At 69.3% G+C, this 21,595-nt stretch carries 22 protein-coding genes; 8 read left to right on the top strand and 14 right to left on the bottom strand.

The features are described from left to right. Positions 1-456 precede the first annotated feature (456 nt). Positions 457-933: a MarR family winged helix-turn-helix transcriptional regulator gene (locus ACFVVM_RS31695; RefSeq protein ID WP_387625830.1), complete on the top strand. Its 477-nt coding sequence runs from the start codon at positions 457-459 to the stop codon at positions 931-933. A 43-nt stretch (positions 934-976) separates the two neighbouring features. On the opposite strand, the gene ACFVVM_RS31690 is transcribed toward ACFVVM_RS31695, so the two are convergent. Together ACFVVM_RS31690 and ACFVVM_RS31685 are read right to left on the bottom strand one after the other, a co-directional pair. Next, positions 977-1,381, bottom strand: a complete 405-nt coding sequence (locus tag ACFVVM_RS31690) for a hypothetical protein (RefSeq protein ID WP_387625828.1) — start codon at positions 1,379-1,381, stop codon at positions 977-979. Positions 1,382-1,461: 80 nt separating this feature from the next. Continuing rightward, positions 1,462-2,958: a flavin-containing monooxygenase gene (locus tag ACFVVM_RS31685; RefSeq protein WP_387625826.1), complete on the bottom strand. Its 1,497-nt coding sequence runs from the start codon at positions 2,956-2,958 to the stop codon at positions 1,462-1,464. Between the two features lie 62 nt (positions 2,959-3,020). Here ACFVVM_RS31685 and ACFVVM_RS31680 point away from each other — a divergent pair, with 62 nt between their 5' ends. From ACFVVM_RS31680 to ACFVVM_RS31670, 3 genes are all read left to right on the top strand, one after another. Then, positions 3,021-3,581 carry a YdcF family protein gene (locus tag ACFVVM_RS31680; RefSeq protein WP_387625824.1) on the top strand — a complete coding sequence of 187 codons (561 nt, stop codon included), beginning with the start codon at positions 3,021-3,023 and terminating at the stop codon, positions 3,579-3,581. 77 nt (positions 3,582-3,658) lie between these two features. Then, complete coding sequence (locus tag ACFVVM_RS31675) at positions 3,659-5,263, top strand: GMC oxidoreductase (protein WP_387625822.1); 1,605 nt, start codon at positions 3,659-3,661, stop codon at positions 5,261-5,263. Between the two features lie 217 nt (positions 5,264-5,480). Beyond that, positions 5,481-6,203, top strand: coding sequence for a VIT family protein (locus ACFVVM_RS31670; protein ID WP_387625820.1), 723 nt, complete (start codon positions 5,481-5,483; stop codon positions 6,201-6,203). Between the two features lie 209 nt (positions 6,204-6,412). Here the strand turns inward: ACFVVM_RS31670 and ACFVVM_RS31665 are convergent, their stop codons facing one another. The 10 genes from ACFVVM_RS31665 to ACFVVM_RS31620 all read right to left on the bottom strand — a co-directional run bounded on the left by ACFVVM_RS31665 (position 6,413) and on the right by ACFVVM_RS31620 (position 16,696). Continuing rightward, positions 6,413-7,984, bottom strand: coding sequence for a Na+/H+ antiporter (locus ACFVVM_RS31665; RefSeq protein WP_387625818.1), 1,572 nt, complete (start codon positions 7,982-7,984; stop codon positions 6,413-6,415). Positions 7,985-8,037: 53 nt separating this feature from the next. After that, the gene (locus tag ACFVVM_RS31660) at positions 8,038-8,703 is read right to left on the bottom strand and encodes a hypothetical protein (RefSeq protein WP_387625816.1); all 666 of its coding nucleotides are present in this window, start codon (positions 8,701-8,703) and stop codon (positions 8,038-8,040) included. 135 nt (positions 8,704-8,838) lie between these two features. Then, on the bottom strand, positions 8,839-9,801 hold the full coding sequence (locus ACFVVM_RS31655; protein WP_387625814.1) for an MlaD family protein: 963 nt from the start codon (positions 9,799-9,801) through the stop codon (positions 8,839-8,841). Continuing rightward, complete coding sequence (locus ACFVVM_RS31650; protein ID WP_387625812.1) at positions 9,798-10,853, bottom strand: MlaD family protein; 1,056 nt, start codon at positions 10,851-10,853, stop codon at positions 9,798-9,800. The genes ACFVVM_RS31655 and ACFVVM_RS31650 overlap by 4 nt, the downstream gene beginning before the upstream one ends. Further along, complete coding sequence (locus ACFVVM_RS31645; RefSeq protein ID WP_387625810.1) at positions 10,850-11,947, bottom strand: MlaD family protein; 1,098 nt, start codon at positions 11,945-11,947, stop codon at positions 10,850-10,852. Before ACFVVM_RS31645 ends, ACFVVM_RS31650 begins: the two co-directional genes overlap by 4 nt. Next, the gene (locus ACFVVM_RS31640) at positions 11,947-12,957 is read right to left on the bottom strand and encodes an MlaD family protein (protein ID WP_387625808.1); all 1,011 of its coding nucleotides are present in this window, start codon (positions 12,955-12,957) and stop codon (positions 11,947-11,949) included. Before ACFVVM_RS31640 ends, ACFVVM_RS31645 begins: the two co-directional genes overlap by 1 nt. Continuing rightward, on the bottom strand, positions 12,945-13,949 hold the full coding sequence (locus tag ACFVVM_RS31635) for an MlaD family protein (protein ID WP_387625806.1): 1,005 nt from the start codon (positions 13,947-13,949) through the stop codon (positions 12,945-12,947). The genes ACFVVM_RS31640 and ACFVVM_RS31635 overlap by 13 nt, the downstream gene beginning before the upstream one ends. Next, a complete protein-coding gene (locus tag ACFVVM_RS31630; RefSeq protein ID WP_387625804.1) occupies positions 13,949-14,980 on the bottom strand; it encodes an MlaD family protein in 1,032 nt (343 codons plus the stop codon). The genes ACFVVM_RS31635 and ACFVVM_RS31630 overlap by 1 nt, the downstream gene beginning before the upstream one ends. A 4-nt stretch (positions 14,981-14,984) precedes the next feature. Next, the gene (locus tag ACFVVM_RS31625; RefSeq protein ID WP_387625802.1) at positions 14,985-15,851 is read right to left on the bottom strand and encodes an MlaE family ABC transporter permease; all 867 of its coding nucleotides are present in this window, start codon (positions 15,849-15,851) and stop codon (positions 14,985-14,987) included. Next, positions 15,851-16,696, bottom strand: coding sequence for an MlaE family ABC transporter permease (locus ACFVVM_RS31620; protein WP_387625800.1), 846 nt, complete (start codon positions 16,694-16,696; stop codon positions 15,851-15,853). Before ACFVVM_RS31620 ends, ACFVVM_RS31625 begins: the two co-directional genes overlap by 1 nt. A 243-nt stretch (positions 16,697-16,939) precedes the next feature. Between ACFVVM_RS31620 and ACFVVM_RS31615 the strand changes: the two genes are divergently transcribed. The 4 genes from ACFVVM_RS31615 (at position 16,940) to ACFVVM_RS31600 (ending at position 19,564) form a co-directional block, all read left to right on the top strand. After that, positions 16,940-17,596, top strand: coding sequence for a phosphate uptake regulator PhoU (locus ACFVVM_RS31615; protein WP_387625798.1), 657 nt, complete (start codon positions 16,940-16,942; stop codon positions 17,594-17,596). Between the two features lie 206 nt (positions 17,597-17,802). After that, a complete protein-coding gene (locus tag ACFVVM_RS31610) occupies positions 17,803-18,588 on the top strand; it encodes an HNH endonuclease family protein (RefSeq protein ID WP_387625796.1) in 786 nt (261 codons plus the stop codon). A gap of 35 nt (positions 18,589-18,623) precedes the next feature. Further along, the gene (locus ACFVVM_RS31605; RefSeq protein ID WP_387625794.1) at positions 18,624-18,848 is read left to right on the top strand and encodes a hypothetical protein; all 225 of its coding nucleotides are present in this window, start codon (positions 18,624-18,626) and stop codon (positions 18,846-18,848) included. Positions 18,849-18,874: 26 nt separating this feature from the next. Next, positions 18,875-19,564 carry a phosphatase PAP2 family protein gene (locus ACFVVM_RS31600; RefSeq protein ID WP_387625792.1) on the top strand — a complete coding sequence of 230 codons (690 nt, stop codon included), beginning with the start codon at positions 18,875-18,877 and terminating at the stop codon, positions 19,562-19,564. On the opposite strand, the gene ACFVVM_RS31595 is transcribed toward ACFVVM_RS31600, so the two are convergent. Both ACFVVM_RS31595 and ACFVVM_RS31590 read right to left on the bottom strand, forming a co-directional pair. Next, positions 19,554-20,765, bottom strand: a complete 1,212-nt coding sequence (locus tag ACFVVM_RS31595; protein ID WP_387625790.1) for an FAD-dependent oxidoreductase — start codon at positions 20,763-20,765, stop codon at positions 19,554-19,556. The two genes, ACFVVM_RS31600 and ACFVVM_RS31595, sit on opposite strands and share 11 nt — an antisense overlap. 146 nt (positions 20,766-20,911) lie before the next feature. Continuing rightward, positions 20,912-21,565, bottom strand: coding sequence for a PadR family transcriptional regulator (locus ACFVVM_RS31590; protein WP_387625788.1), 654 nt, complete (start codon positions 21,563-21,565; stop codon positions 20,912-20,914). Between the last annotated feature and the right edge of the window lie 30 nt (positions 21,566-21,595).

The following is a 21,595-nucleotide window of genomic DNA, read 5'->3' as shown; positions in this document are numbered from 1 at the left end:
ACTGTAGCTCAGACCATCCACCAGAAGCAAATCCCGGCTCGATGACCCTGAACACATGATCAGTCAGGCGCTCATCGTCCTACCTCGTTTCCCTGTACCGTAGCGGCCCTGGCGGGCTGCTCCTCGGCACCGGGTTGGTGTCCGTGTCGCTCTGACTCGAATAAAGTTACGCAGCCGAGAACACGAAGTCAAATCGCCTGGAAAATCGGACGTTTTCCCAGGTCGTGGCACCCACAGTACGCGCGATCCGGGCCGCGGGGGCGGTTATGACATGCCCGATCAGCAGGCGGTTCGCGATGGCGATCCGGTGGCTAACCGATCGGGCGTCCTAGCTTCGGATGTCCGACATATGGCGCCCCACCTGGTGACATGACGTGACACACGTAGACACCGACCACCCTCCGATATACAGTTTGCCGACATTCAGCAATTCTTCGGCTAACTTCAGGGGGTGTGGTGGCAGAGGATCTCGATTCGGTCGAGCGACGGGCGTGGAGCGCGGTGGTCACCCTGGCCATGCGGGTGCCGAGTGCGCTCGACTCCCGGTTACAGCGCGAATTCGGGGTGACGCACTTCGAGTACCGGGTGTTGACGCTGCTGCACGAGGCGCCGGAGCAGCGGATGCGGCTGAGCGTGCTGGCCGCGCGCGGACACGGGTCCATTTCCCGGCTCTCCCATGTCGTGTCGAAACTCGAGCGGGTCGGGTGGGCGCGGCGTGTGGCGGCGGAATCGGGGCGCGGTATCGATGCCGTGCTCACCGCGACCGGGGCGGCCAAGGTGGTGGAGGCGACGCCGGACTACCTGGTCGCGGTGCGCCGGCTCGTGCTCGACGGGCTCGACGGACCGCAGAAGGCCGAACTGGCCGTGCTCGGTGAGCGGCTCTCGGATCATCTCGGCGGCACCCTCGGTGTCGCGGACACCGACCGGACATGACGAACGCCGCCCCGGCCGGAGCGGCGTTCGCGTGCTCGGCGCCTCAGGCGTTGTGTGGCCGCCAGGTGGCGACCGCCCAGATCACCACGATGTCGACGGCGATGATCAGGATCGACCACCACGGGTAGTACGGCAGCCAGAGGAAGTTCGCGATGATCGACAGCGCGGCGATCACCATGGCCGCCACCCGGCCCCACGTCTGACCGGCGAGCAGGCCGATCGCGATGATCACCGCGATGGCGCCGATGACGATGTGCCACCAGCCCCAGCTCGTCAGGTCGAACTGGTAGGCGTATTCCGGGCCGACGACGATGAGGTCGTCGTTGGCAACGGCGGAGATCCCCTGGAAGATCTGCAGAACACCGACCACCGCCAACAGGATGCCTGCGCCGATGGAGGTTCCTGCCGCGATTCCCTCGCGAACCGGGTGTTGATTCTGGGTTGTCATCGCTCGGCCTTTCCCGTCGGGTCAACGGACGTGCCACCGCGGCACAGACCAACGGTAGGAAGCCGATACTCGCCTCCGCCTCACCCGTTGCGGGTGAACTCGCGCACGCGGTGGACCGGTCGCAGGGTCTTGCCGAGATCGGTGCGCAGCGTGATCAGCGCGTCGAGCAGGTAGTTCTGCCTGACCCGCCACGGATGCCGGTTGCCCTGGCGGGGGAACGCGGCGATCGAGCGCAGGACATAGCCCGCGTTCAGGTCGAGCAGCGGACGTTCGGTGAGCGCGCCCTTCGGTTCGGGGACGACGGCGGGGGCGCCGGTGCGGTCGAGGTGGGTGAGGACCTTGCAGACCAGGCGCGAGGTGAGGTCGGCGCGCAGGGTCCAGGACGCGTTGGTGTAGCCGACGCAGATCGCGAAATTGGGCAGGCCGGTGAGCATCGCGCCCTGCCAGACGAACTGTTCGGACAGTTCGACCTGGGTGCCGTCGACCGAGGGGGCGATGCCACCGAAGGCGAGCAGGCGCAGGCCGGTGGCGGTGACGATGATGTCGGCGGGCAGGGTCCGGCCCGATTCCAGGCGGATGCCCTCGGGGACGAAGGTGTCGATGCGCTCGGTGACCACCGAGGCCTTGCCCTTCTTCATCGCCTTGAAGAAGTCGGCGTCGGGGGCGGCGCACAGACGCTGGTCCCAGGGGTCGTAGTCGGGGGTGAAGTGCTCGGCGACGAGTTTGTCGTCTTTGAGGATGCGGGTGGTGAGACCGGTGAGCAGCTTGCGCGCGGCGGCGGGGCGACGGCGGCAGTACTGGTAGAAACCGATGTTGAACAGGATGTTCTTGGTGCGGATCAGCCGGTGTGCGAGTCCGGCGGGGAGCAGGTCGCGGATCTTGTCGGCCTGCTTGTCGCGGCCGGGGACGGCGCTGATCCAGGTGGGTGTGCGCTGCAGCATGGTGACGTGGGCGGCCTCGGGGGCGAGGTTGGGCACCAGGGTCACCGCGGTGGCGCCGCTGCCGATCACCACGACGCGCTTGTCGCGCACGTCCAGGTCGGCGGGCCAGAACTGCGGGTGCACGACGGTGCCCGCGAAGTCGTCACGGCCGGTGAAGGCGGGGTCGTGCGGCTGCTGGTAGTCGTAGTAGCCGGCGCAGGCGTAGAGGAAAGCGCAGGTCAGGGTGCTCAGCTCGGGGCCGTCTGGCCCGTCGTGGGCTATGGTGAGCCGCCAGTGCGCCCGCGCCGATGACCAGTCGGCGCCGATCACCCGGGAGCTGTACCGGATGCGGCGGTCGATGCCGTTCTCCTCGGCGGTCTCGCGGATGTAGTCCAGGATCGAGGCGCCGTCGGCGATGGAGCGGGCCGCGCGCCACGGCTTGAACGGATAGCCGAGGGTGAACATGTCCGAGTCGGAGCGGATGCCCGGATAGCGGAACAGGTCCCAGGTGCCGCCCAGGTCGGCGCGGGCCTCGAGCACGGCGTAGCTGCGGTGCGGGTGTTCGGTCTGCAGCCGGTAAGCGGCCCCGATGCCGGACAGTCCGGCGCCGACGATGACGACGTCGAGGTGTTCGGGGACAACGGCGGTGTCGGTCATGGGCACCAGTGTGCCTGTCGAGGGCCGAAGGGAGAAGACATCGTTTCGGTATCGTCGATGCGGTGTCGTTCTTTCGGCGTGCGGGATGGTTGCTCGTCGGCGCACTGGTCACCGCGCTGGCTGCCGCGTTCGCCGGGTTGCCGGTCTTCGTGCACCCCCAACTGGACCCGCTGCGGCCCGCCGATGTGATCGTGGTGCTCGGCGGCACCCCCTACGAACGGTTCGACCTCGGCATCGAACTCGCCGAGCGCGGCTACGCCCCCGAGGTGCTGATCTCGCAGTCCACCGGACCCGACGATCCGCTGATGAACAAGTACTGCGGCGGCCGATTCGCCTTCCGGGTCTCGTGTTTCGTGCCCGACCCGTGGACCACCGACGGCGAGGCGCGCGAAATCGTCCGGCGCGCAACGATCTACGGCTGGCGCCACATCATCGTGGTCACCTTCACCCCGCACATCTCGCGCGCCCGCTACATCGTGGACAAGTGCTACGACGGCGAGATCACCATGGTGGCCAGCCCCACCGAATCGGGCCTGGAGTTTTGGGCGTGGATGTATGTGCGTCAATCCGCCGGATACGTCCGGGCTTTCGTCAACCAGCATTGTGAGACCGCCGGAAATTAGGGGCCGCGGCTTCTAGAGTGTCACCAAGCGCGGCCGGGTGCTCGACCGCGCCTCGGGCACGGGCGAGAGGACCGCCGATGCTGGTGGAGGATCTGCGCACGGTCGGTGACGACGCGCTGCGCACCCAGATCTGCGTCATCGGCTCGGGGCCCGCCGGGCTCACGGTCGCCACCGAACTGGCCGCCGCGGGGTTGCGGGTGCTCGTGCTGGAGAGCGGCGATCACCAGATCGGTGCGGGGGAAGCGGAATTCGCCGCCGTGGACAGCGTCGGCGCGCCTCGGGTACCGCCGGACCGGATCGCGGGCAACCGGGTGCTCGGTGGCAGTTCGCATTCGTGGAGCGGACGCTGTGGTGTGCTCGACGATCTCGACTTCGCGCACCGGCCCTGGGTCAAGCGGTCGGGCTGGCCGATCGATGCCCGTGCGCTTCGCCCCTATGCCGATCGGGCCGCCGAGCACGCGGGGCTCGGGCACGGTTCGGGGTTCACCGAGACCGAGTTCTGGCCGCTGGCCGGGCGCGTCGCTCCCGCGGACGGACTCGACACCTCGGTGCTGCGCCCGTGCTTCTGGCAGATCAGCCGGGACGCGACCAACCGGTTCGACTGCAAGCGCTGGGGTCCTCGGGTACGTGAGATCGTGGCGCCGACCGCGCGGGTGCTGGTGAACGCGACGGTCACCCATATCGACACCGATGCCACCGGCGCGCATGTGAACTCGGTCGAGGTCACCGGTGCCGGTGGGCGGGTGCGCACCGTCGAAGCGCGGATCTTCGTGCTGGCGGCGGGTGGTATCGATACTCCGCGGCTGCTGCTGGCCTCGCGACGTGCGGTCGCGGGCGGGATCGGCAACCGCTACGACCAGGTCGGGCGGTATCTGCACGATCATCGGTGCGGAGTGGTGGCGACGCTGGGGCCCGCGGCGGCCGGGGCGGCGCTGGCGCGGTTCGGCAAGTACGTGGTCAAGAGCGCGCGGGGCAAGCACACCTTTCTGCACGGGCTGGCCCTGTCCCCCGGCCTGCAGCGCCGGGAGTCGCTGTTGAACTGCGCGCTGTGGTTGCAGGAGGTGACCGCGCCCGACGATCCGTGGGACGCGGTGAAGCGGGTGCTGCGCGGACGAGGTGGGTTGCAGGATGCGCGAATCATGCTGGCGGACACCCGGCTTCTGTTCGCCGGGGCGCGGCGCAGGCTGATCGACGGGGTCGGGCTGCCGCATCGGCTGACCCATGTCGAGGTGCGGGCGATGGTGGAGCAGGCGCCCGACCCGGACAGCCGGGTCCGGCTCTCGACCCGCACCGACCCGAGGGGAATGCCGCTGCCGCAGGTGGATTGGCGGATCAGCGCACACGAGGACCGAACCGTGCGACGGGCGCTCGCACTGCTGGTCGGCGAGTTCGCCCAGCTCGGGCTGCCCGCGCCCGAGGTGGCGCCCGCCATGCTCGCGGACGGCACCGCGGGGGTGGTGCTGACCGACTCGGCGCACCCCGGTGGCACCACGCGGATGTCGGCCGATCCGCGGCACGGGGTGGTCGACCAGCACTGCCGGGTGCACGGGGTGGACAACCTCTACATCGCAGGTGGATCGGTGTTTCCGACCAACGGGCATGTCGATCCGATGCTTACCGTGCTCGCGCTGGCGGTGCGCCTGGCCGACACGCTGCGCGAGGTGTTCGGCGCGCGGGTTTGATCAGCGGACTCGTCGTCACCCGAGCCTGATCGGTGGGCGGGACCGTCTCGCCGGCCAGGCACCTCCGGCGGACGGAAGCGTCCCACCAGCCAGGCACCCCCCGGCGGACGGAAGCGTCCCACCAGCCGGGCACCCTCCGGCGGACGGGAGAGTCTCACCGGGCGGCGCCGGGCGCCAGGTGCGCTGGATCGGTGAGTGGCGGGATTAGGCTGGGCGGGTGTCGGACTCGTCTTCGATCGTTCCGCCGCACGAACCGCATGCCGAGGGGTTGGCCGCTCGGTTGAACTGGTTGCGCGCGGGGGTGCTCGGTGCCAATGACGGCATCGTGTCCACCGCTGGTCTGGTTGTGGGTGTGGCCGCGACGACGAACAACGCGCAGACGATTCTGGCGGCGGGGCTGGCGGGGCTGGTCGCCGGGGCGATCTCGATGGCCGCGGGTGAATACGTGTCGGTGAGTACACAGCGTGATTCCGAGCAGGCGGTGCTCGCGCAGGAACGCAGGGAGCTGGCCGAGGATCCCGAATACGAGCTGGCCGAGCTGGCCGGGATCTACGAGCAGAAGGGGCTCAGCCCGGCGACCGCGCGCACGGTGGCCGCGGAGCTCACCGCCCACGACGCGTTCACCGCGCACGCCGAGGCCGAACTCCGGCTCGATCCGCGCGAGCTGACCAACCCCTGGGCGGCCGCGGGTTCCTCGGCGCTCGCGTTCACCTGTGGCGCGCTGCTGCCGCTGCTGGCGATCGTGCTGCCACCCGCGTCGTGGCGGGTGCCGGTCACCGTCGTGGCGGTGCTGGTGGCCCTGGCGATCACCGGTTCGGTGAGCGCGCGCCTCGGCGGTGGCAAGCGGGGCCGGGCGGTGCTGCGCGTGGTGGTCGGCGGGGCGCTGGCCATGGCGATCACCTATGCGATCGGTTCGCTCGCCGACACGATCAGCGGTTGACGCCAGCGGTCACCGAGACCGGTCAGGGAGTGGAACGGGACAGCGAGCGTCTACGCGATCGGTTCGCTCGCCGACTCCTTCGGCGGATGAGGCCGGTGGCCCGAGCGGTGCGGCGACTGCGAACGTGATCGGTTCGCTCGCTGACGCCATCGGCGGATGAGGCCGGCCGGCCCGAGCGGTGCGGCGATCACAGACGGGATCGACGCGCGTCAGCGGGAGGGGCCGAGGTCGAGGCGGCGGATGACGCGGTCGACGACATCGGGTGGGATGCCGGGTTCGCGGCGGGCGGCCTGGGCTTCGCGGCGGCCCGCCTCGATGACGGCGCCGCGGACCGCGCGCAGCTTGGCGCCGAGCGTGCGTTCCTTGTCCAAGGTGGCCTTGGCATCGGCGTCCGCCGCTTCGGGATCGGCCTTGGCGGAGAGGTGGCGCAGGGTGTCCTTGAGGTCCTCGTAGACGTCTTCGGGCAGGTCGTCGCGGGCGGCGATCATCTTGAGCTCGGCCAGTTGGGCGCGCACCACCCTGGTCCACAGTTCCTGTTCGACGGCGCGTTCGAGCCGGGTGTCGGCGTGCACCCCGGTGATCTTGACGACCAACGGCAGCGTGGGGCCCTGCACGAGCAGCGTGAACAGCACCACCGCGAAGGCGACGAACAGGATCTCCGAGCGGGCGGGAAAATCCTCGCCGGAGGCGATGGTGAACGGCACGGCCAGCGCCAGCGCGACCGTCGCCACCCCGCGCATCCCCGCCCACCAGGTGACGATCACCTCGCGCCAGGTGAACGGTTCGTCGGTGTCGGGCCACAGCTTCGTGCTCACCCCGAGGGTCACCAGCAGCCAGACCAGCCGCAGCAGCACGACGACCGCGATCACCGCGGCGGTCACCCCGGCCAGCGCGGACCAGTCCGTCGTCGCCTCGATGACCACCCGCAGTTCCAAGCCGATCAGCGCGAACGCGAAACCGGTGATGAGCATTTCGGCGATGTCCCAGAACGAGTCGGCGACCAGGCGGTATTCGCGGTCGCCAATCTCGGTGACGGCGTCGGTGAGATAGAGCGCGCACACCAGCACCGCGAGGACGGCCGAGCCCTCCCAGTGTTCGGCGACGCCGTAGGCGATGAACGGCAGCAGCAGGCTCAGCGCCACCTGCCAGGTCGCGTTGTCGAGGTACTTGGTGAGTTTGCCGCCGAGCCAGCCCAGCAGCAGGCCGACGCCGAGGCCGACCACCGCGGCGATCACGAAGTCACCCAGGGCGTGCCACGGCGAGAACAGGCCGGTCACCACGGCCTGGATGCCGACGGTGTAGATGACGATCGCGGTGACGTCGTTGAACAGGCCCTCCCCGCCCAGGGTGACGATCAGTCGCCGCGGCAGGCCGAGCCTGCCCGCCATCGAGGTGGCCGCGACCGGATCGGGCGGGGCGACGAGGGCACCGAGCACCACACCCGCCGCCACCGCGGTCGCCGGATTCCAGGCGTGGAACACCGCGGCCACCGCGATGGCGGTGACGATCACCAGACCCACCGCGCGCAGGGCGATGACCTGCCAGTTCTCGGCGAACTGGCGCCAGGAGGTGCGGCGGGCAGCGGCGTAGAGCAGGGGCGGCAGGACCAGCGGAAGAATCAGCTCGGGCGGGATGTTCAGGCTCGGGACGGCCGGGATCAGCGCGAGCGCGCAGCCGAACAAGGTCATCAGGATCGATGGCGCGAGACCGATCCGCTCACCGAGTGGTTCGGCGAGAACGGCCGCGACCAGGATCACCAGGGTCAGCACCAACTGGTCCATAGCTGACCAGTCTCACCGACGGCGCGGGGACGGCGCGGCCGACCCGCCGCTGGTCACGGCCGAACGGCGACCGCGGGCGGGAGGACGATCGGCGGCAGCGGGAAGGGCAGCTCCAGGATCGGCGGCGGAGGTGGCGGGGGCGGAGGAGGTGGGGGCGGCGCCGGTTCGGGCTCGGGCGCGGGCGGCGGCGGAGGTGGTGGTGGCGGCGGGGCGTAGACCGGCGGCTCGTAGGCCGGTGGCGGAGGAGGCGGCGGCGGGGGCTCGAAGGCCGGGGGCGGGGGTGCCTCGACGGGCGCGGGTTCCGGTCCGGGGGCGGGTTCGGCGGGTGGGGGCGGCGGGGGCGCTTCGGTGGGCGGGGGTTGGTTGTCGGGAGTGGTCACCGTGCACTGCCACTGGCCGTCATCGTCGACGAGCCAGTGCGCGACGATGCCGCCCGCAGAGCAGTTCCCGCCGACTCGCCGCGCGGGCCACGGTGGGGCGAAGCCCTCTCCCGTGTCGCTGACCTCCTGGTCGACCGTGCTGACACCGTCGCCGGAGATCGGCAGACCGTTGGCGCCCAGTGGATTCACCGGCGGATCGTCCTTGTCGCCCTGGCTCGCGCGCAGCACCAGGCCGAGCGCGACGACCAACGCGAGCAGGGCGGCGAGCACGGCCGCGATCGCGATCATCCGAGTACTGCTGCGGGTCCGTTCCTCGCGACCCTCGCTGCTCTCTGCCATCGCACCGCCTTCGCCGCGGACCCTGGACTCTCCCCCTCGTCCAGCAGGCTACCGCACGGTTGCTCGAAGTCCGGTCGGCTCGGGCGCACAACCACTGGCCAGGGCGAATACCTATATCCAGTGGTTGCCAGAAATTTACTTGATCGCGACCCGCACCTTCACCGAGTCGGCATCGGTGTCGTGCAGCGCCTGGGCGATCAGGGCGCTCAGATCGAGTTGCGGTGCGCTCGCGGTGACCGATTCGGTGAGCGGGCGCAGTCCGGGCAGCAGGGTGGACAGCTCGGGACCGAGCTCGTCGAGCGCGACGGAGAGCCGCTCGAGCAGCGGCACCAGACCGCCGTCGCGCAGGTACACCTGCGGGTCGCCCGTACCGGCGGCGGTGGCCCGGCCGACCGATTCGACGAACTCGTCGATCACCTGGCTCAGGCGGACGAACGCGGGCGCGGCCGCGCTGGTGGCGGGGCCGGCCCAGGCGATGTCGCCGGAGACGAATTCGAAGTTGTTCTGCAGTTCGGCGATCTGCGGCGCGCGGCTCATGATGGCCGCGGCGAGCAGATCGCCCGCCCGTGCCAGTTCCGGGATCACGTTCTCGGTGCCTGCCATCGACTGGCCGAGCGTGTCGACCAGCGAGCCGACCACGGTGGGATCGAGCTGCTCGACGGTCTTGGTGACCAGGCGCGCGACCTCGGGAATCGACATCGGGGTCTGCACGTTCTCCCCGGCCAGGCGCTGGCCGTCGGTCAGATACGGCCCGTCGGCACTGCGCGGGACGAACTGCACGTACGGCTCACCGAGGGAGGACAGGTGCTCGATGGTGACGATGCTGCTCATCGGCACCTTGTGCTCGGCGCCGAACCGGAAGCCGACTTCGACGCCGCCGGTCGAGGCCGTGTCCACGGCGGTGACCTCGCCGATCTCGATGCCGGTCAGCAGGATCGGCGAGCCGACGCTGAGGCCGCCGGAGTTCGCCACCTCGATCGAGGCCGCGGTGTAGTCGGCGAACGGGTCGAGCCGCACCACCCCGAAGGTCAGGTAGCTCGCGCCGAGCACGGTGATGGCGGCGATGCCGCCGAGGGAGGCCAGTGCACCGATCTTCATCGCACCATTCCGATCATCCGCAGCGCGGTGACGATCTGCGCCAGCTGGTCTTGTTCGGACACCTGGACTCCGGTGACGTTCACCTTCGGCCCGCGTTCGGCGAAGGGGATGATCTTGTCGGTGAGCAGGGCGGTCAGAAGGGCCATGTTCGACGGGGTGCGCAGGTCGGCCGAGCCGCCGGTGGCCAGCGGCAGGAAAGCGGACGCGGCGGCGTCGCCGGAGCTCGCGACGGGAGCCAACCAGGTCAGCGAGGAGCCGACCGGGCCGAGCGCGTCGAAGATCGCCATGGTCTTGGCGATCGAGTCCTGGGTGCCGGTCAGCGAGGCGATGGCCTCGGGGGTGAGGATGTTGGTCAGTTCCGGCTCGATGTCGTGCATGATCTCGGCGTTGAGGGCGAGGCCGTTGACCAGCAGGTCCACCTGGTCCAGGTTCGCGGCCAGGTCGGCGGCATCGGCGCCCATCACCGCGGAGATGCGCGCGGTCTCACGCGGATCCTGCGGCATCACCGAGTTCACCCGGCCGATCATCTCCTGCAACTGACCGATCGCGCCGCCCTGCACGAACAGGGCCATGGTGGCCATCGTGTCCTCGAGCTGGACCGGGGTCTTGGTGCGGTCGATGCCGATGGTGCCGCCGTCGCGCAGCAGCGCGCCGAAGCCGTCCTTCGGGGTGGTGAGCGAGACGTGGATGTCGCCGAGGATGGTGTCCTGGCGCAGTTCGGCGATGGTGGTGGCCGGCAGTTGCACCGAATCCATGATCTCGGTCTCGACGACCACGTAACCGCCGCGACCGGCGGGGGCGTCGGCGGGCTGGACCACGCGCACCGCGTCGACGACGCCGATCTGGGCGCCGTTGGCGATCACCTTCGACTTGGCGGGCAGGTTCAGCGCGCTGCTGAACTCGATCTGCACGCGGTAGGTCGGCCCGCTCACGCCGGAGCCGGGCACCGGCACGTCGGCGGGGTCGAAGCCGCAGCCGCCGACCGCGAGTCCGGCCGCGGCCACCAGCGCGATCACGCCGCGCCGCAGGGACTTTCGTCGCTGTGTGTTCATCGGGCACCTGCCATTCCCAGCACGACCTGCACGAGGTTCACATCGGTCAGCCCCTGCGCCGGATCGGGGCACTGCCCCGGGATCAGCGCGTTGAGCGCGGTGCACACCTGGTCGGCCTCGCCACCGGGCAGCGCCGCCTTCGGCGGGGCGTAGGTGATCGCGGTGCCGCCCGCGGGATCGGTGACGCCGCGGAACGCCGAGGCGAGCGCGGGCATCTTCTCGACCACTTCGCTGAGCGAGCCGACGTTGGCGCGCAACAACTTCACCAGCGGGACCGTCTCGTCGAGAGCGCCGATCAGCGGGTCGCCGAGGATCACGGCGATGTCGTTGAGCATCGGCAGCAGCTCGCTCAGTCCGTCGAACAGCGAGGTCGCCGGGCCGAGCAGATCGTCGGAGGCCATGTTCAGCAGCGGGGCGAGGCGAACGAGCATCGTCTGCAGGTCGCCCCAGTTGGCGGCGACCCGGTTCGACACCGAGGCGAAGGCGTCGAAAAGCCCTGCCAGGTGGCCGATGTCGGCGTCGGGCTTGTTCATCGCCGAGCCGAGCTTGTGCACGAGTTCGTTGACCGTCGGCCCGGTGCCGACGGTGGCGCGGTCCAGCGCGGACAGGCCGTCGGCCAGCGCGGTCGGCTGACCGGCCTCGCCGCCGGAGAGCTGGTCGGACAGGCTCGCCAGCGCGGTGAGCGTCTCGGTGATGCTCTTGGGGGTGAGCGTCTTGGTGATGCAGCCTTCGGTGAGCTCGGTGGTGTCCTCGCCGCTGCTCAGCACGGCCAGATTGCGGTCGGCGGCAACGGAATACGCGACGGTGGTCGCGGAAGAGTCGGCGAGGACCGGGTATTGGGCGTCGACCTCGAATTCGACGCGGACCGTGGCGCCCTCGTTGCGCACCGCGGTCACCTCGCCGACATCGATGCCGCGCATCGTCACGTGATTGCCCGGGTAGAGCCCGATCGCGTCGGGCATGATCGCGCAATAGGATTCGGTCTTCTTCAGCGGATCGAAGGCGATGAAGTAGCCGCCGGTCACCAGGGCGACGAGCACCGCGACCCCGGCGATCGACATGAACGCCTGGGATCCGAGCAGTCGTTTCAGCATCAGCAGGCCTTCCCTGGCAGCGGCACGCACACGCGCGACCCGGACTGGTCGACCACGACACCGGCCTCGGGGGTGACCAGCTGCGCGAGCCTGGTCTGCAGGTCCTGCACGGTCCCGATGACCGGCTCGAGCTGGTCGCCGAGTTCGCTCATCCGCGGCAGCGCGTCGGCGAGCGCCTGCACCTGTGGTTTCAGGGTGGAGTCCCAGCTGGGGGCGAGACCGGCGAGGCGGTTCACCACCGAGACCAGCAGCCGGACCGCTTCGGCCAGTTCGGCCTTCTTGCTCAGCAGCAGGTCTTCGAGCAGGTTGACGTTGTCCATCAGCCTGCCGAGATCGGACTTGGCGCCGTCGTACATGGTGATGTACTCGTCGAGGATCGCGATCGACTTCGACACCTGCGAACGCTGGCGATCGAGCATGTCGACGTACTTGCCGACGGTGTCGAGGGTGGTGCGCAGCGCCTCGGGCGAGGACTCGATGGCGGAGTTCGCGGCGGCCAGGTTCTCGCGCACGGTGTCGCCGTCGACGGCGGCCAGCGGCGCGGTCGCGTCCTGGAAGGTCTCGATCAGGCTGTAGGGCAGGCGAATCCGGTCGGCGGGGATCGGCTGCTCGCCCAGCGGTGCGGTTCCGGCGGGATAGAGGGCGACATAGTGACCGCCGACCACGGTGAGCATGCGGATGTCGAGGGAGGTCTTGTCGCCGACGAACACGTCGTTGTTCACGGTGAAGCGCATGACGACCTTGTCCGGCTTCAGTTCGAGATCGGTGACGCTGCCGACCGAGATCCCGGCCAGGCGCACGTCGTCGCCCTCGCGCACCGACTGCGCCTCGCTCAGTTCGGCGGTGTAGGTGTGCTTGCCCAGCGGAACGACATAGAGCACGCCCGCACCCAGGATGAACAGGACCACCAGGCTCACGCCGATGATGCCCATCCGGATCTCGCGCGCGCGTTTGCCCGCCTCGTCCAGGATCGGGCGCTCACCGGAGAAGAACTTCGTCAGCCGTTGCATATCGTCACCTTCTGTCCGGCGATCAGCACCTGCAGCGGCGCGGGCACCTCGGCGGCACCGTTGCTGCAGGTCGGCGTGAAGTCGGTGAACTCGCGCGAGAGCGAGGCGTCGACGGTGGCCAGCAGGCCGGGCAGGCGCCCGAACACCGCGACCGCCTCCTGCGGATTCGGGAACAGCCCGCGGATCATCGCGTCGACATCGGCGCCGCCGCCCTCGACCAGGCCCAGCGAGGCGAGCAGCCGGTCCACCGGCGCGAGCACCGAGGGCGCGGTCATCGCGAACTGCGCGACGCCGCCGATATTGCGCTGCATCGCCTCGAAGATGTCGGTGAGCCGGGCCAGCAGCGGCAGCAGGTGCCCGACCCGGCCGCCGTGGCGGTCGGCCATGTCGGACAGGTTGCGGATCAGCGTGCTGATCACCTGCTGGCGGTCCTCGGCGTAGCTCGCGAGCTCGTCGATCGCGGTCAGCGCGGGGCCAAGGCCGCTGCCGTCACCCTCGATGACGGCGAGCAGGCTGGCGGTGAACTGGTTGATCGCCTCCGGCGACAGCGTCGCCAGCACCGGCTTCAGGCCGCTGAACAGGCTCGTCACATCGAAGGACGGGACGGTCATGTGCGCGCCGATCCTGGCATCGGCCGCGATCCTGGTACCCGGGTTCGGCGGCTGCTGCAGGTCGACATAGCGCTGGCCGGTGAGGTTCTGGTACCGGATGGCGAGGGTGCTGTTGTCGTAGATCGGGGTGTCGGTCTTGACCGTGAGCGAGACCTTGGCCTTGTCGCCCTCGAGGCTGATCTTCTCGATCTTGCCGACCTGCACGCCGAACATCCGCACGTCGTTGCCGACCTTGAGGCCGTTGGCGTCGGTGAACAGCGCGTCGTGTGCCTCGGTGTCACCGGAGACCGGGCGCTTGATCAGCGTGAACACGAGTCCGAGCACGGCGAGCATCACCAGCGAGAACACGCCGAGGCGCAGGGCCACTCCGCGAATCTTCATCACGCACCGGCCTTTCCGAACAGCGGCACCGCGATACCGGGCACGCCGCTGAGTTCGACGTCGAGGTTCAGCACCGGGCCGTCGGGGCCGTCGGGCATGGCGCCGCGCAGATTCTGCAGCAGGGCGGTGAGTTCGGCGCCGGTGCGCTGCGGGCTCGGCGACATCTGGGCCAGCGCGAGCAGCATCGGCGCGAGCATGTCGGTGGTCTCGGCGAAGTGGCCGCCCGCGGTGTTCAGCGTGGTGGTCAGGGCGGGCAGGATCGAGCCGCCGATCACGCCGACGCCGATGTCGTAGCGGTCCTTGTCGACCTGGGTCACCCGGATCTCGCTGAGCGTGTCGATCACCTGCATGGTGGCGCCGGCGAACTGGCCGCCGCCGTCGAAAGCGGGGCCGAGGCGGCCGAACAGCTCCGAGGGCGCGACGTCCTGGTTGTCGGCGATGGTCTTGGCGACCGTGATCAGGGCCTGGACCAGCGGGGTGAACGCCTTGAAGTCGGCGGCCAGCTGGGAGACGACGGTCGCCATCTGCGGGCTGGTCACCGTCATCCCGACCTGGGACAGGCTGCGCAGGATCGCGCTCATCGTCGCGTCGTAGACCCGGTCGGCATTGGGGCCGGTCAGGTCGAGCACCGCGCCGGCGCGCAGCGGAGAACCACCGGTACCACGCAGCAGTTCCAGTTCGGCGATGCCGAACAGGTTGGTCGGCGCGTAGTCGACGGCGAGGCTGTCGTCGATGCCGTGCAGGCGGTGCTCGTCGAGCAGCAGCGAGATCTGCTGGGTGCCACGCTCGCCCGGGGTCACCGCGGCGACTTCGCCGACGGTGACCCCGTCGATGCGGACCTGACTGCCCGCGCTGATGCCGTCACCGAGATGTTCGGTGTGCAACGCGATCCGCAACCCCTCATCGGTCCGCAGATGGCGATAGGCAACAGTCGCGAGCAGCACGGCCGCGATGACCCCCAGGATGATCGCACCGGTCAGGCGCGAGGTGCGCCGATCGGCCGCGACGCCGGGCATTCCGTAAGCAGGCACTAGCTCACCCCGTAAAACTGATCGCCGAGTTGAAGCCCCAGAGCATGATCGACAGCACCATGTCGATGGCGACGATGGCCACCGAGCTGGCCCGCACCGCGCGGCCGGAGGCGATGCCGACGCCCTCGGGGCCGCCGGTGGCGAAGAACCCGAAGAAGCTGTGCACCAGGATCACCACGATGCCGAACACGGCGACCTTGATGACCGCGGCGATCATGTCGAACCCGGAGATGAACTGGAAGAAGTAGTGGTCGTAGACGCCGGCCGACTGTCCGTAGACCATCGTGAGCAGGCCGCGGCAGGCGCCGTAGGACAGGATCAGCGCGATCAGGAAGGTCGGCACGATGGCGATGGCGCCCGCGATGACGCGGGTGGTGACCACGAACGGCACCGAGCGCAGGCCGAGCGCCTCGATCGCGTCGATCTCCTCGGAGATGCGCATCGAGCCGATCTCGGCGGTGATCCGGCAGCCCGCCTGGGCGGCGAAGCCGATGGCCGCGGCGATCGGGGCCAGCTCGCGGGTGGTGGCGTAGGCCGAGATCACGCCGGTCACCGGGCCCATGCCGAGCATGTCGAGGGAGGCGAACGATTCCACGCCGACCGAGGCGCCCATCACCAGGCCGAGCACGATCATCATCGGCACGGTGCCGCCGCCGACGATGATCGAGCCGCGGCCCCAGGTCATGTCGGTGACCGCGCGCAGCGTCTCGGTGCGATAGCGGCGCAGCGTCAGCGGGATCGAGGACAGCACCTGCCAGACGAACACCGCGACGAAGCCGAGCGATTCACCGGCCGAGCCGATCCGCTTGCCGAGCCGGGCGGGCCTGCGCAGCCAGTGCAGTGAAGTGGGGAGATAGGAGGAAGCAGCCATCACGCCAGCTTCGTCGGCAGGAACATGGCGCTGATCTGGGTGGCCAGCAGGTTCACGATGGCGATCGAGACCACCGAGAGCACCACGGCCGCGTTCACCGCGTCGGCCACGCCGCGCGGTCCGCCCTTGGCCTCGAGGCCGCGCTGGCAGGAGATGACGACGACGAGGAAGCCGAAGATCAGGGCCTTGAGCAGCGAGACCCACACGTCACCGGCGGTGGCGAACGAACCGAAGGTCGACCAGTAGCTGCCCGGCGTCACGCCCTGACCGCCGACGGCGACCGCGTAGCCGGCCAGCACGCCCACGAAGATGATCAGCACATTGAGCATGGGGGCGACGATCAGCATCGCCATCATCCGCGGGATGACCAGGCGGTGCACCGGGCTGATGCCCATGGTGTTCAGCGCATCGATCTCCTCGCGGATGGTGCGCGCGCCGAGGTCGGCCGCGATGGCCGCGGCGCCCGCGCCGCCCAACAGGAAGCCGGTGGCGATCGGCGCGCCCTGTTTGATCACGCCGAGGCCGCCGGTCGCGCCGAGCATGGAGTCGGCGCCGAGGCTGTGGATCAGGTTGCCGACCTGGACCGAGACGATCACGCCGAACGGGATCGCCATCAGCACGGCCGGGATCGCGGTGACCGTGATCAGGCGCCAGGCCTGGATCAGGGTTTCGCGCCATTGGAACTGGCGGCGGGCGACATCGGCGACGGTGCCGGTGACCGACTCCTGTGCGAGGTCGACCGCGCGGCCGAAGGTCCGCAACGACGACACCACGGTGTCGGTGAAGTTCTTGCGGACGATCTGGGCGGCGGAATCCGGCTTCGCGGAATGTAAGTCGGTGGACATCAGCGATGCCCCCGGCCCGCTCGCGAAGCGCGGGACATGGAGTGGGTCACGCCAGCAAGCTAACCGGTACTCTGCGTCACAACAAAATTTCCGGGTGGTGACCCTCGTCGCTTTTCCGCCATTTCCATGACAGCTACCCGACTTGTGTGATCCGCGACACCGCCGCCGATCCACCCTCTTCGCCGGCGGACAGATCCGCCGATGGATTCACTCGCACCGCCCCGATGGGGAACAATTCAGCGCGTGCGGACCCAGTTCACCCTCGAGCTCGTCGGACTGTCGAACGATCTCACCCTGATGTCGCGCCTGGCCCACGACGCGACCGAGCGGATCACCGAGGCGGTGGCCGGGGCGGACCTGGCGGCCACCTATGAGGTCTTCGCACTCGACGAGCGACTACAGCAGATGTTCGCCGCCTGCGAGTCCCGCACCATGGCACTGCTGGCGCTGCAGGCACCGGTCGCGCGCGATCTGCGGCACGTGGTGACCGCGATCCAGATCGCCGGCGAGCTCTCCCGAATCGGCAGGCGCACCGAAACCGCAGGCCAGTACGTGTATCGCGCCCATCCCCGGCCGGTCGCGCCCGCACCGGTGGTCGCCGCGCTGGTAGCGCTCGGCACGCTGGCCGCCGAGTGCGTCGCCCGGGTCGGCGCCGCGGTCGCGACCGGCCGTTTCGTCACCGACGACGACACCGACAGCGACGCCGTCGCGGCACTGTGCGCCCGGTTGCACACCACCCTCACCGCACCCGGTGCCGACGTGGACACCGGCACCGCGATCGATCTGGCCTTGCTGGGCAGTCAATTCCAGCGCTGCGTCGAACACGCCGCCCGGATCGCACGGCTGATCCGCTTCCTGGACACCGGAATTCCGCCGGAGACCGGTTCGCTACCGGACTGAGCGACATCGTCGCGGTGATGTAGGTCACCTTTCGTTTGCGCGGCCCCGCCATGGTCCACCTCCGTCGATAGGTGGACGCTATTGAGCCGCAACCGGATTGCCCTACCATGTGCGGAAGCTCATAGCGGACAATCACTTACGACATCCGGTACGGCCGTTAGGTTGTGCCGGTTCATTTTCGACGAAGGCATGTGGGTGGTACGGGCATGAAGTGGTCCACGATCAGCGGCTCTCGGATCGGGCGCACCCTGCTCGCCGTCGCCGCGGCGGTGGTGTTCGCGGTGGCGCTCACCGTCGCGAACTCGTTGCTGGACAAGGTGAGTCCGACGGCCCCCGGCCCCGGCTCGGCGAGCGCGGTGACGGTCTCGGGCAAGGAGATCGCCGATCTGGTCGCGACGCTCGTCGTCGCGAAGGAAGGCCCGATGACGGGCTACGACCGCGAGAAGTTCCCGCACTGGGACACCAACAAGCCCGAGCACGGGTTCGGCGGCGACCTCACCCAGTACGCCAAATGCACCAGCCGGGACGTGATGATGCTGCGCGACGCGACCGGCGAGGTCACCCTCGATCCCAAGACCTGCGATCTGAACGTGCCCGACGGTGCGGGCTGGCAGGATCACTACGGGTTCATCGACCGCAAGACCGGTGAGCTCAATCCGTACAAGTTCATGACCGATCCGTCCAAGGTCGACGCCGAACACATCGTCCCGCTGGCCGAGGCCTGGCGCTCCGGCGCCGCCGACCGCGACACCGACACCCGCCGCCGCATCGCCAACGACTCGCTGAACCTGGTCGCCGCCGACCCCTCGGCCAACCGTTCCAAGGGTGACCTGGACCCGGCGAACTACCTGCCACCCGGCAACTTCCGGTGCGCCTATGTGGAGCACTACGTGAAAGTGAAAGTAAAGTACGCACTGACGATCGATTCCGCCGAGCACACCGCGTTGCGCACCGCAGTCGACGACTGCCTCCGCCGAGGAGAGTTCAAATAAGCGAGTACATCGAGATCACCGCACACAGTGCCGTCATGACCGAAGAGGAAGGGACGGTGTCCGGCGACCTCGACGTCATGCTCGACGACGAGGGCCACGGGCTCGTCCGCTACCGCGGCACCGACACCTGGTACACCATCGGCAACATCGACGCCGAGCCCCCGCGCACCTGGACCGGCCTCGACGAGCTGGTCAAAGCCATCAAGAAGGACCAGGGCACGCGCGATGTCGCCGGGAACACGGTGGTGTTCGAGGCCTGAACCGGCGAGCTGGCAATCTGGAAGCCATGCCGATTGCCACTCGACGACCCCCGCCCGACGATGTCGCGTGGTCCGGGCTGGGACGACAGCTGCCGCGTGCGGCGGGACTGATCGCGGCGCTCACCGCCGTGGTCATCGCACTCACCTGGCAGGTGTGCGCCGATACCGGTATCACCGTGATCGACCAGCGCATCCTGGACTGGATGATCGCGCACCGCGGCGAACCCCTCACGACGGTGACCGAGGTGATCACCGACCTGGGCGACACCCTGTCGATGACAGTGCTCGCGGTGATCGTCGTGATCGGCTTCGTCCTGCGCGGTGCCCCGCGCACCGCGGTGCTGGTCGGCGTCACCTCCCTGGGCGCCGGGGTGCTGGTCCGGGTGATCAAGCCCCTGGTCGACCGGCAGCGTCCGCCCGAGCTCACCCGCCTGGTCGTCGAACCGAGCCTGTCCTACCCGTCGGGGCACACCCTCGGCACCACCGCGGTGGTCGGGATCGTCGCGCTCACCGTGCTCCCCCACGTGCGCCGACGCTGGGTTCGCCGGACCGCCGCGGTGATCGCCGTGCTGTTCGCGATCGCCGTCGGCCTGTCACGGGTCTACCTCGGTGTGCACTGGAGTACCGATGTGCTGGCGGGGTGGTTGATCGGCCTGCTCTGGGTGACGGTGTGCGTCACCGTCTTCGGCTGGGCTCGGGCCCGGATCACCGAGTGAGTACGGCCAATTCGCGCTGGACCGGCGCGTCCCAATCGATGCGGTAGCGGCGTTCGGCGCCCATCGTCTTCTCCGGATTCATCACCGTCTTCACCATCAACGGCATCAGCGCGTTCATCAACTTGCGGGCGAACGGGCCGGGCGTCTTGCTGTGGTTGATCTTGGCCGCGCGCGCCGCGATCCCTTCGACACGGTCACGCCGCAGGCGCTCGTAGGCGGCGAAAGCCTCGGTGGGCGTGGCGAAATCGCGCAGGCAGCGGGCCAGTTGCACGGCGCTCTCGATCGCCAGCGAGGCGCCCTGGCCGGAGCTGTTGGACGGTGCGTGCACCGAATCCCCCACCAGCACCAGCCGATCCCGGTACCAGTGCGGGACCGGCGGCATGATGTGCAGCGCGCCGGTGGTTTCCAGGTTCGCCGCGGTGGTGCGCCGGGCGAACTCGCCGCCGGGGGTGTCGGGCCCGTAGGTCTCGCGCAGGATCCGCAGCCAGTGTTCGGCCGGGACCGCGCGGGCCTCGGTCAGCGAGAAGTACTGCTTGCTGGGCAGATTCGCGCCCCAGGTCACCCGCCCTTCGGCCTCCTTCCAGTACAGGTAGTAGGCGTTGCTGCCGAAGGCGAAGACCATCGTGTCGTCGGGCAGGTCCAGCTCGTAGTCGAGCCGCGCGCCGAATCCGAGCATGCCGGTGTAGCCGGGGCCCGGCGCCGCGGGATCGATGAGACCGCGCACGGTGGAACGGATTCCGTCCGCGCCGATCAGGATGTCGGCGGTCGCGGTGGACCCGTCGGCGAAGTGGGCGGTGACGCCGTCGGCGTGCTCATCGACGCGCACCAGCCGCTGGTCGTAGTGGAACGGCACCCCGGCGGCGACCGCGTGATCGTGCAGCGTGCGGTGCAGTTCGCCGCGGTCGACGGCCTGCAGCGGCGGCTGATCGGCCAGGACCGGCAGGATGTGTTCGCGACCGCCGACCGCGAGTCGCATGTGGGCGACCGGCAACGCGATCCGGCGCACGGCGTCACCGGCGTCGATGATGTCGAGCGCGGCGACACCGTTGGGGGCGAGGGCGAGCCCGGAGCCGATGCCGTCGGACGGCCCGGAATAGGCCTCGTACACGTGGGATTCGATCCCCGCCTTGCGCAGGGCGGTGGCGACGACGGGTCCGGCGATGCCGCCGCCGATGACCAGGGCGGAACGGGTGATGGACATGGGTGATCTCCAGATCTGAACGGTGCGCCACCCAGCTATCCTGTGGTTGCCAGCCTCGTGACCGGGTGCGCATGCGTGTGAACACGGTTTTCGGGACGGTTACTCGGACTCGGTGGGGTGTTGCCGCACACCACCGGGTCCGGGGTCTATCGCGGGAGCTGGTCGTTCCCCCTTTCGCCGAGCTCGGGAATCCGATCGGTCGGCATGCCGTCGGCATGCCACTGCCGCCAGGTGTCGAGGCCGTCGAAGGTGCCCGCCCGCAGTTCCGCGCGCAGCGAGCGCGCCCACTCGGCCTCGGCCACCAGCATCGCCAGGCCGTATTCGGTCTCGATCAGGAACAGCCGGGGCAGGGTGCCCGCCAGCGCGTCCATCTCTTGTCTCGTCGTGTCGATGATCCGGTCCAGCGCGGCGATCCGGACGCCGAGCAGCTCGATCACCTCCGCCGGTGGGAGCACGGCGAGCACCGAGAGGCCCGCGGTGAACCGGCGGTGCTCGGGTTCGGGCGAGGCGAGCAGTTCCCTGGTCCAGTCGGCCATCTCGGCGCGGCCCGCGTCGGTGATCCGGTAGATCACGCGTTCGGGACGCGCGCCGGCGCGCTCGCTGCCGACGACCTCGAGGAAACCGGCCTTGGCCATGTTCTGGACGACGGTGTAGAGCGAACCCCACTTGATGTCCATGTCCTGGTCTTTGCCGTGTGCCCGCAGGGCGGTGGCGATCTCGTAGCGGTGCATCGGACGCTGCACGATCACCGACAGCACGGCCAGCGCCAGCAGGTTGTTCACCTTGCGCTTGGTAGCCACGACCACCTCCTTACTCGTCTACGAAAATAC

This window comes from Nocardia sp. NPDC058176, assembly GCF_042883805.1.
Lineage (GTDB): Bacteria > Actinomycetota > Actinomycetes > Mycobacteriales > Mycobacteriaceae > Nocardia.
This window is presented reverse-complemented; position numbering and strand designations above follow the sequence as displayed.

What these genes read in the sequence shown, in the direction of transcription:
- ACFVVM_RS31690 (WP_387625828.1), bottom strand. Translation starts at nt 1,381, where the DNA reads ATGACAACCCAGAATCAACACCCGGTTCGCGAGGGAATCGCGGCAGGA.
- ACFVVM_RS31685 (WP_387625826.1), bottom strand. Translation starts at nt 2,958, where the DNA reads ATGACCGACACCGCCGTTGTCCCCGAACACCTCGACGTCGTCATCGTC.
- ACFVVM_RS31675 (WP_387625822.1), top strand. Translation starts at nt 3,659, where the DNA reads ATGCTGGTGGAGGATCTGCGCACGGTCGGTGACGACGCGCTGCGCACC.
- ACFVVM_RS31665 (WP_387625818.1), bottom strand. Translation starts at nt 7,984, where the DNA reads ATGGACCAGTTGGTGCTGACCCTGGTGATCCTGGTCGCGGCCGTTCTC.
- ACFVVM_RS31660 (WP_387625816.1), bottom strand. Translation starts at nt 8,703, where the DNA reads ATGGCAGAGAGCAGCGAGGGTCGCGAGGAACGGACCCGCAGCAGTACT.
- ACFVVM_RS31655 (WP_387625814.1), bottom strand. Translation starts at nt 9,801, where the DNA reads ATGAAGATCGGTGCACTGGCCTCCCTCGGCGGCATCGCCGCCATCACC.
- ACFVVM_RS31650 (WP_387625812.1), bottom strand. Translation starts at nt 10,853, where the DNA reads ATGAACACACAGCGACGAAAGTCCCTGCGGCGCGGCGTGATCGCGCTG.
- ACFVVM_RS31645 (WP_387625810.1), bottom strand. Translation starts at nt 11,947, where the DNA reads ATGCTGAAACGACTGCTCGGATCCCAGGCGTTCATGTCGATCGCCGGG.
- ACFVVM_RS31640 (WP_387625808.1), bottom strand. Translation starts at nt 12,957, where the DNA reads ATGCAACGGCTGACGAAGTTCTTCTCCGGTGAGCGCCCGATCCTGGAC.
- ACFVVM_RS31635 (WP_387625806.1), bottom strand. Translation starts at nt 13,949, where the DNA reads ATGAAGATTCGCGGAGTGGCCCTGCGCCTCGGCGTGTTCTCGCTGGTG.
- ACFVVM_RS31625 (WP_387625802.1), bottom strand. Translation starts at nt 15,851, where the DNA reads ATGGCTGCTTCCTCCTATCTCCCCACTTCACTGCACTGGCTGCGCAGG.
- ACFVVM_RS31620 (WP_387625800.1), bottom strand. Translation starts at nt 16,696, where the DNA reads ATGTCCACCGACTTACATTCCGCGAAGCCGGATTCCGCCGCCCAGATC.
- ACFVVM_RS31610 (WP_387625796.1), top strand. Translation starts at nt 17,803, where the DNA reads ATGAAGTGGTCCACGATCAGCGGCTCTCGGATCGGGCGCACCCTGCTC.
- ACFVVM_RS31605 (WP_387625794.1), top strand. Translation starts at nt 18,624, where the DNA reads ATGACCGAAGAGGAAGGGACGGTGTCCGGCGACCTCGACGTCATGCTC.
- ACFVVM_RS31600 (WP_387625792.1), top strand. Translation starts at nt 18,875, where the DNA reads ATGCCGATTGCCACTCGACGACCCCCGCCCGACGATGTCGCGTGGTCC.
- ACFVVM_RS31595 (WP_387625790.1), bottom strand. Translation starts at nt 20,765, where the DNA reads ATGTCCATCACCCGTTCCGCCCTGGTCATCGGCGGCGGCATCGCCGGA.